Source organism: Streptomyces antimicrobicus, assembly GCF_020532625.1.
Taxonomy (GTDB): Bacteria; Actinomycetota; Actinomycetes; order Streptomycetales; family Streptomycetaceae; genus Streptomyces; species Streptomyces antimicrobicus.
Map to the genome: position 1 here is coordinate 1 of NZ_JAJAUY010000206.1, position 8,050 is coordinate 8,050.

Sequence of the window (8,050 nt, forward strand, 5' to 3'; positions counted from 1 at the left end):
GGTGCTTCGGGAGGGAGTCGGAAGGGGTCCGGTGGGGGGTGGCGTCGGTCGTTTCGGCGGGCCGGGGCCGAGCCCCATAGGATTGGCCCCGAAACTACACACTCACCCAGAGGATCGCTGCATGCCTGGCATCACGCGCGAGGAGGTCGCCCACCTCGCTCGGCTGGCGCGTCTGGAACTCGCCGACGAAGAGCTGGAGCACTTCGCCGGCCAGCTCGACGACATCATCGGCGCGGTCGCCCGCGTCGCCGAGGTCGCCGACCAAGACGTCCCGCCGACCTCCCACCCGCTGCCGCTGACGAACGTCATGCGCGCGGACGAGGTCCGACCGTCGCTCACCCCCGAGCAGGCGCTCTCCGGCGCCCCGGCACAGGAGCAGCAGCGTTTCAAGGTGCCGCAGATCCTGGGGGAGGACTAACAGACCATGGCGGACAACATCATCAAGCTCACCGCGGCCGAGATCGCCGAGAAGATCGCCTCCGGCGAGCTCACGGCCGTCGAGGTCACCGAGGCCCACCTCGCCCGCATCGAGGCCGTGGACGAGAAGGTCCACGCCTTCCTGCACGTGGACCGCGAGGGCGCCCTGGCCCAGGCCCGCGCCGTCGACGCCAAGCGCGCCGCCGGCGAGAAGCTGGGCCCGCTGGCCGGCGTCCCGCTCGCGCTGAAGGACATCTTCACCACCAAGGGCGTCCCGACCACCGTCGGCTCCAAGATCCTCGAAGGCTGGATCCCGCCCTACGACGCCACCCTGACGCGCAAGCTCAAGGAAGCGGACGTCGTCATCCTCGGCAAGACCAACATGGACGAGTTCGCCATGGGGTCCTCCACCGAGAACAGCGCGTACGGCCCCACCGGCAACCCCTGGGACCTCACCCGGATCCCCGGCGGCTCCGGCGGCGGCTCCTCCGCGGCCCTGGCGGCGTACGAGGCCCCCCTCGCCATCGGCACCGACACCGGTGGCTCCATCCGCCAGCCGGCCGCCGTCACCGCCACCGTCGGCGTCAAGCCGACCTACGGCGGTGTCTCCCGCTACGGCATGGTGGCCTTCTCCTCCTCCCTCGACCAGGGCGGCCCCTGCGCCCGTACGGTCCTGGACGCGGCGCTGCTGCACGAGGTCATCGGCGGTCACGACCCGCTGGACTCCACCTCCATCGACGCCCCGGTCCCGCCGGTCGTCGAGGCCGCCCGCAACGGCTCCGTCGCCGGCATGCGCGTCGGCGTGGTCAAGCAGTTCCGCGGCGAGCACTACCAGGCCGGCGTGATGCAGCGCTTCGACGAGTCCGTCGAGCTGCTCAAGGAGCTCGGCGCCGAGATCGTCGAGCTGGACTGCCCGTCCTTCGACCTGGCGCTGGCGGCGTACTACCTGATCGCGCCGTCCGAGTGCTCCTCCAACCTCGCCCGCTTCGACGCCATGCGCTACGGCCTGCGCGTCGGCGACGACGGCACCCGGTCCGCGGAGGAGGTCACGGCCCTGACCCGCGAGGCCGGCTTCGGCCCCGAGGTCAAGCGCCGCATCATGCTCGGCACGTACGCGCTCAGCTCCGGCTACTACGACGCGTACTACGGCTCGGCCCAGAAGGTCCGCACCCTCATCACCCGGGACTTCGAGAAGTCCTTCGAGCAGGTCGACGTCATCGTCTCCCCGACGACGCCCACCACCGCCTTCCCGATCGGCGAGCGCGCCGACGACCCGATGGCGATGTACCTCGCCGACCTGTGCACCATCCCGACCAACCTGGCCGGCAACGCCGCCATGTCGCTGCCCTGCGGCCTCGCGCCGGAGGACGGCCTCCCGGTCGGTCTGCAGATCATCGCCCCCGCCATGAAGGACGACCGCCTGTACAAGGTCGGCGCCGCGGTCGAGGCCGCGTTCGTCCAGCGCTGGGGCCACCCGCTGCTGGAGGAGGCACCGTCGCTGTGAGCGCACTGTCCAAGGCCAAGGGCTTCAAGAAGTCCAAGTCCGGCACGTACCTGTCGATCGGCACCACCGCGTTCGGTGCCATCAGCGTGATCAAGCAGGCCCGCAAGGCCCGCGTCGAGTCCGACAAGCTGCTGCTGGTCGACGCCGTGGTGTCCGCCGCCGCCATCGTCACCGGCCTCGCCATCCTGTACCGGGAGCTCAAGCGCCTGGGCGACGACGACGTCCTGCTGGGCTGAGAGGGAAAGTTTCACCGTGACCGTCACTGAACTCCTGTCGTACGACGCGGCCCTCGCGGCGTACGACCCCGTCATGGGCCTTGAGGTCCATGTCGAGCTCGGCACCAAGACCAAGATGTTCTGCGGCTGCTCCACCGAGCTGGGCGCCGAGCCCAACTCGCAGACCTGCCCCACCTGTCTGGGTCTGCCGGGCTCCCTGCCGGTCGTCAACGCGATCGGCGTCGAGTCCGCCGTCAAGATCGGCCTCGCGCTGAACTGCGAGATCGCCGAGTGGTGCCGCTTCGCCCGGAAGAACTACTTCTATCCGGACATGCCGAAGAACTTCCAGACCTCCCAGTACGACGAGCCGATCGCCTTCAACGGCTACCTGGACGTCCAGCTGGAGGACGGCGAGGTCTTCCGCGTGGAGATCGAGCGCGCCCACATGGAGGAGGACACCGGCAAGTCCACCCACGTCGGTGGCGCGACGGGCCGCATCCACGGCGCGTCCCACTCCCTCCTGGACTACAACCGCGCCGGCATCCCGCTCATCGAGATCGTCACCAAGCCGATCGTCGGCGCGGGCGAGCGCGCTCCCGAGGTCGCCAAGGCCTACGTCGCGGAGCTGCGCGAGCTGATCAAGGCGCTCGGCGTCTCCGAGGCCCGCATGGAGATGGGCCAGATGCGGTGCGACGTGAACCTCTCGCTGATGCCCAAGGGCAGCCAGAAGTTCGGCACCCGCAGCGAGACCAAGAACGTCAACTCGCTGCGTTCGGTGGAGCGTGCCGCCCGGTTCGAGATCCAGCGCCACGCGGCGGTCCTCCAGTCCGGCGGCACGATCGTCCAGGAGACCCGCCACTTCCACGAGGACGACGGTTCCACCACCTCGGGCCGCGTGAAGGAGGAGGCGGAGGACTACCGCTACTTCCCCGAGCCGGACCTGGTCCCGGTGGCCCCCGCCCGCGCCTGGGTCGAGGAACTGCGGGCCGGCCTGCCCGAGCTGCCGCGCGTGCGCCGCAACCGGCTCCGCGAGGAGTGGGGGATCAACGAGCACGACATGCAGTCGATCCTCAACGCCGGTGCCGTCGACCTGATCGTCGCCACCGTCGAGGCCGGCGCCGACTCGGCCGCCGCCCGCAAGTGGTGGATGGGCGAGCTGGCGCGCAGCGCCAACGAGCAGGGCAAGGGCCTGGACGAGCTGGGGATCACCCCGGCCCAGGTCGCCCGGGTCGCGGCCCTGGTCGCCGAGGGCTCGCTCAACGACAAGCTGGCCCGCCAGGTCCTGGAGGGCGTCCTCGCGGGCGAGGGCTCCCCGGACGAGGTCGTCGACAAGCGCGGCCTGAAGGTCGTCTCGGACGAGGGCGCGCTGGGCGCGGCCGTGGACGAGGCCATCGCGTCCAACGCGGCGATCGCGGACAAGATCCGCGGCGGCAAGGTGGCAGCGGTCGGCGCCCTGGTCGGCGCGGTCATGAAGACCACCCGCGGCCAGGCCGACGCGGCCCGCGTGAAGGAGCTCATCCTGGAGAAGCTGGGCGTCTCGGAGTAACCGACCCCACCCGGCCACCGCACGGCGGCCCCGCACCCACCCGGGTGCGGGGCCGCCGTCGTGCACGCCGCCGGTCAGGTCAGGTCAGGTCAGGTCAGGTCGGGTCACGTCAGGGGCAGGAAGGCCAGGCGGGCGGTCTTGGCCGGGAGGTGGACCTCCGGGAGGTCGATCTCGGGGAGTTCGACCTCGGGGCCGAGGGTGAAGCCGCTGCGTTCGAGCCGGGCCAGGGCCTTGGTGTTGCCCGCGTCCGGTTCGCCGACGATGCGGCGGGCGCCCGGCAGGGAGGCGACGTAGGCGATGAAGACGGAGATCAGGGCGGCGCTGAAGCCGGCCCGGGCGCCGTCGCGGGCGGGGCCGACCATCAGGTGGACGCCGATGTCGCCCGGCTGGACCTCGTAGCACTCGCTGACGCGGTCCTCGGCGCAGTCGTACGACTGGAACAGCGCGACCGGCTCCCCGTCGAGCCGTACGAGGAACGCGTGGTGCGTGTCGCGGCGGTCGACGTCCTCGTAGATCTCCTGGACCAGCTCGACGCTCGCCCCGGCCATGCCCCAGAAGCGGGCGCGTTCCTGGGTCACCCAGGAGTGCAGCAGCGGGGCGTCGACCGCGGGGTCGACGGGGGTGAGGGTGACGGTGCCGAAGCCTTCGACGGCCTGCGTGTGGACGGGCTGTCTGGCGGAGGTGGAGGACGTGGCGGGGGTGGCGGAGGTGGTCATGCGGATTCCTTGCTGAGACGGGTCCAGTCGGTGACGACGGGGACGAGGTCGCCCCGCGCCCAGAGCGGGAGTTGGTCGAGGTGGTGGGCGGAGCCGGGGACGCCGTCGGCGCCGAGGGGGACCACCCAGAGGCTGTCGTCGCGGCGGGCGAGGTCCCACACGTAGCGGGCGGCCGAGCCGCGGGCGGCCAGGTCGGTGACCCCGGGGACCGAGGACGAGGCGTTGACGCAGTCGTGGTCGCCGGCCAGGCCCGGCCACACCGCCTCCGGGTCCGGCAGCGCCGCCCACGGCGCGAGGCGGTGGGTCGCGGACCAGGGCGTGTCGTGCGGCTGGTCCGCGATGTCCTCCAGGGCGCCGCGCAGGTGCCCGGCGCGGTCGAGCCGGGGCAGGAGGGACGTGGTCAGCAGGCCCTCCAGGGCGTATCCGATGCGCGGCAGCAGGTACAGCCAGGGGTGGAAGACCTCGGGGCCGGCCGGCGGTTCGGTCAGCTCCTTGAACTCCGGGTCGCCGGCCAGGCGGCGCGCGAACGCGGTGCGCAGGGCGGCGAAGGCGGCGGCCTCGGTGCTGTCGGCGTCCATGCGGCGGTCCCAGGCCAGCAGTCGGCGGCGCAGGTGCTCGGCGGCCGGGGTGAGGCCGGAGAGGGTGGCGAGCAGCGCGAGGACGGGCGCGGCGGAGGCCAGGTGGTTGTCGTTGTGGACGGCGGCCATGTCCGGGGCGGACCAGTCGGCGGAGCCGCTGAGCAGCTCGCGGATCCGGTCGGCCCGGTGCGGCGGGGCGAACTCCACGCCCAGCGGCGCGGCGATCCCGCGGGCGTTGGCCATGACGGCGAAGCCCTGGACCGGTTCGGCCGGCATCGCCGCCCAGCCCTGCCAGACGTACGCGGGGTCCCAGGCGGGCACCGGCCGCAGCCGGTTGGCGGGGTGGCGCTCCGGTACGGCGCCGGCGACGCGGTGCAGCAGGCCGCCCTCGGTGTCGGCGGCGTGGACGACGTTGACGGGCTCGGCCCAGCCGTCGACGGCGCGGTCGACATCGGCGACCGTACGGGCGTGCAGCAGGGCGCGCAGGGCGGCGAAGCCGAGGTCGGCGCGGACGCGGGGCGGGTAGCGGAGGCTGATGGTCCGCTCGGGGGTGTCGACGACGACCGGGCCGCGGTCGGTCTCCAGCACCTCGACCTCGACGGCGCCGGCGCCGGCGACGGCGATCGTCTCGGTGTGGCGGTGGACGGGGTGCCACCGCCCGTCGGGGCCGAGGGCGGTCACGGTCGTCCCGCGGACGGCGCCGGGGGCGGGGCCGCTGCCGGTGCCGCCCCCGGCGCCGGTGCCGGGTTCCCCGCCTTCCCCGTCCTCGCGGCGCAGCTGCTCGACGTAGAGGTCCTGGTAGTCGGCCATGGCGTTGGTGATGGCCCAGGCGACGGTGCCGGTGTGCCCGAAGTGGCCGAGGCCCGGGACGCCGGGCACGGCGAGGCCGACGACGTCGAACTCCGGGCAGGCCAGGCGGATCTGCTGGTAGACGCCGGGGTCCTCGATGAAGCGGTGCGGATCGCCCGCGATGATGGCCGAGCCGGTGGCGGTGCGTTCGCCCGGGACCAGCCAGCCGTTGCTGCCGGCGGTGCCGGGCCCGTCGGTGGCGAACAGGGTCAGGCACTCCTCGCCGAGGGCCTGCCCGACCCGGTCGCGCCACAGCTTGGTCGGGAAGCCGGCGAACAGGATGTGCGTGGACAGCCAGATGCCCAGCGGCACCCAGGGCTCCCACCGGCTCGGCTCCAGGCCGGTGGACGCGAACCGCGGGTCGCGGGCGGCGCCTTCGGCCAGCCCGTCGCCGACCCCGTCCGCGTACGCGCGCACCCAGGCGGCCGTGTCGGCGTCCAGGGCCTCGAAGCAGCGGCGGGCGGTGTCGTCCAGCCGGACCTGGCGGGCGAACCGGTCCCAGGAGACGGCCTCCGCCCCGAGGAACGCGGCGGTGGACCCCTGCGAGCGGTGCCGCTCGACCTCCAGCTGCCAGGCGCGGTCCCGGGCGGTCGTACGGCCCTGCGCGTAGGCGAGGATGAGCGGGTCGGCCGCACGGAGGTGGGGGACGCCCCAGGCGTCGCGGTAGACCTCGTAGTCGCTGCTCACACTGCTCCCCTGCGCTTCATTTAGGTTAGGCTGGCCTAACTATAAGCCCAGGGGAAGGGATGGCCATGGCGGTGGGCAAGGGCTGGGAGGGCGTGGTCCTCAAGCTCCTGAGGGGCAAGGACTTCACGTTCACGGTGACGGGCGCCGAGGAGGTGACCGAGCACTTCCGGCGCGTCCACCTGTCCGACGGCGGGCTGCTGGCGGCGGCCGGGGCGTCCCTGCACCCCACGATGTGGGTGCGGCTGTGGTTCGACAACGACGGCAAGCCCCACCAGCGTGCGTACACCCTGGTCGACCCGGACCCGGAAGCCGGCACCTTCGCGCTGGAGTTCGCGCTGCACGACGGGGTCGCGAGCGACTGGGCGCGGCGGGCCGCGCCCGGCGACACCGTCGAGGCCACCGTCCAGGGCACCGGGTTCACGCCGCCGGCCCCGGAGCCCGAGCGGCTGCTCGTGATCGGGGACCCGGCGTCGCTGCCGGCCATCAACTCGCTCCTGGACGCGTACCCGCGGACGCCGGCCACCATCTGGTTCGAGACGCAGCACGGCTCGGACGAGGAGCTGCCGCTGCGGGTGGACCCCGACCGGCACGAGGTGCGCCGGGTCGCCCGGGCGGACTCCGCGCTCGTCACCGAGGTCAAGTCCCAGCTGCCGGAGCTGATCGCCGACCCGGAGTCGGCGTACGTCTGGCTGGCCTGCGACACCGCGACCACGCGCACGCTGACGGCGTACCTGCGCAAGGACCTGGCCCTGCCCAAGCAGCGCGTCAACGCGCTGGGGTACTGGCGGGCGGCGTGAGTGCCTAGGCGTGGGTCCGGGGCCCGGGGCCCTGCGCCCGGGCCGGCGCCCGGGGCCCGGGGCCCTGCGCCCGGGCCTGGCGGCCTGGGCCCCGGCCCCTAGGCTCCGACCGTGCCGTCGACGCCTTCCCGCAGGAGGTCGGCGTGGCCGTTGTGGCGGGCGTACTCGTGGATCAGGTGGAGCATCACCAGCCGCAGCGAGACGTCCGCCTCCCAGGAGGCCGCCCAGGCGGTCACGTCGAGGGACTCCGCCGCGGCCTCGATCCGGCGGGCGTGCTCGACCTCGGCCTCCCAGGCGGTGAAGGCCTCGGTCCGGGTGGCGCCCGAGGCGTCGTAGGCGGCCTGGAAGTCCTTCTCGTCGGACCAGACGTGCGGCAGCTCCTGCCCGTCGACGACCCGCCGGAACCAGTGCCGCTCGACCTCGGCCATGTGCCGTACGAGGCCCAGCAGGGTCAGCGTCGAGGGCGGCATCGACCGCGTCCGCAACTGCTCGTCGTCGAGGCCCTGGCACTTCATGGCAAGCGTGGCCCGGTGGTAGTCGAGGAACGCCCGCAGCGTCTCCCGCTCCCCGCCGGCCAGCGGCGGGCCGATGCGATGGTCTTCCATGCCGTGATCATGCCAGGCGTTCCGGGGCGGGCCCAGGGGTGCGCCCCGCTGTCCCCCCACCCGGGGCCGAATCGGCCCCGGCGCCCCCGGGCTTGGCTCGGCCTGCGGCCGGGGTCGGGGCGGAGCGTTGCCTCTA

At 73.3% G+C, this 8,050-nt stretch carries 8 protein-coding genes; 5 read left to right on the plus strand and 3 right to left on the minus strand.

Annotation, left to right across the window (positions count from 1 at the left end; genetic code table 11):
• The first annotated feature begins 121 nt into the window (after nucleotides 1–121).
• The 4 genes from gatC to gatB all read left to right on the plus strand — a co-directional run bounded on the left by gatC (nucleotide 122) and on the right by gatB (nucleotide 3,682).
• The gene (gatC, locus tag LG632_RS28760; protein WP_219665718.1) at nucleotides 122–418 is read left to right on the plus strand and encodes an Asp-tRNA(Asn)/Glu-tRNA(Gln) amidotransferase subunit GatC; all 297 of its coding nucleotides are present in this window, start codon (nucleotides 122–124) and stop codon (nucleotides 416–418) included.
• A gap of 6 nt (nucleotides 419–424) precedes the next feature.
• Complete coding sequence (gene gatA / locus LG632_RS28765) at nucleotides 425–1,921, plus strand: Asp-tRNA(Asn)/Glu-tRNA(Gln) amidotransferase subunit GatA (RefSeq protein ID WP_226730700.1); 1,497 nt, start codon at nucleotides 425–427, stop codon at nucleotides 1,919–1,921.
• Complete coding sequence (locus tag LG632_RS28770; RefSeq protein WP_226730702.1) at nucleotides 1,918–2,157, plus strand: hypothetical protein; 240 nt, start codon at nucleotides 1,918–1,920, stop codon at nucleotides 2,155–2,157. The genes gatA and LG632_RS28770 overlap by 4 nt, the downstream gene beginning before the upstream one ends.
• Nucleotides 2,158–2,230: 73 nt before the next feature.
• Nucleotides 2,231–3,682, plus strand: coding sequence for an Asp-tRNA(Asn)/Glu-tRNA(Gln) amidotransferase subunit GatB (gene gatB, locus LG632_RS28775; protein WP_374203625.1), 1,452 nt, complete (start codon nucleotides 2,231–2,233; stop codon nucleotides 3,680–3,682).
• A gap of 104 nt (nucleotides 3,683–3,786) precedes the next feature.
• Here gatB and LG632_RS28780 read toward each other — a convergent pair whose 3' ends face one another.
• Both LG632_RS28780 and LG632_RS28785 read right to left on the minus strand, forming a co-directional pair.
• Nucleotides 3,787–4,398: a GNAT family N-acetyltransferase gene (locus tag LG632_RS28780; RefSeq protein ID WP_226730706.1), complete on the minus strand. Its 612-nt coding sequence runs from the start codon at nucleotides 4,396–4,398 to the stop codon at nucleotides 3,787–3,789.
• On the minus strand, nucleotides 4,395–6,512 hold the full coding sequence (locus LG632_RS28785; protein ID WP_226730707.1) for a penicillin acylase family protein: 2,118 nt from the start codon (nucleotides 6,510–6,512) through the stop codon (nucleotides 4,395–4,397). Before LG632_RS28785 ends, LG632_RS28780 begins: the two co-directional genes overlap by 4 nt.
• Nucleotides 6,513–6,577: 65 nt before the next feature.
• On the opposite strand from LG632_RS28785, the gene LG632_RS28790 reads away from it, so the two are divergent.
• Nucleotides 6,578–7,309: a siderophore-interacting protein gene (locus LG632_RS28790; protein WP_226730709.1), complete on the plus strand. Its 732-nt coding sequence runs from the start codon at nucleotides 6,578–6,580 to the stop codon at nucleotides 7,307–7,309.
• 98 nt (nucleotides 7,310–7,407) lie between these two features.
• On the opposite strand, the gene LG632_RS28795 is transcribed toward LG632_RS28790, so the two are convergent.
• Nucleotides 7,408–7,914 (minus strand): DinB family protein, encoded by a 507-nt coding sequence (locus LG632_RS28795; RefSeq protein ID WP_226730711.1) that lies wholly within the window; start codon nucleotides 7,912–7,914, stop codon nucleotides 7,408–7,410.
• Between the last annotated feature and the right edge of the window lie 136 nt (nucleotides 7,915–8,050).

Bases quoted from the DNA above. Each gene is read 5' to 3' on its own strand.
- gatC (WP_219665718.1), top strand. From the start codon at position 122: ATGCCTGGCATCACGCGCGAGGAGGTCGCCCACCTCGCTCGGCTGGCG.
- gatA (WP_226730700.1), top strand. From the start codon at position 425: ATGGCGGACAACATCATCAAGCTCACCGCGGCCGAGATCGCCGAGAAG.
- gatB (WP_374203625.1), top strand. From the start codon at position 2,231: ATGGGCCTTGAGGTCCATGTCGAGCTCGGCACCAAGACCAAGATGTTC.
- LG632_RS28780 (WP_226730706.1), bottom strand. From the start codon at position 4,398: ATGACCACCTCCGCCACCCCCGCCACGTCCTCCACCTCCGCCAGACAG.
- LG632_RS28790 (WP_226730709.1), top strand. From the start codon at position 6,578: ATGGCGGTGGGCAAGGGCTGGGAGGGCGTGGTCCTCAAGCTCCTGAGG.
- LG632_RS28795 (WP_226730711.1), bottom strand. From the start codon at position 7,914: ATGGAAGACCATCGCATCGGCCCGCCGCTGGCCGGCGGGGAGCGGGAG.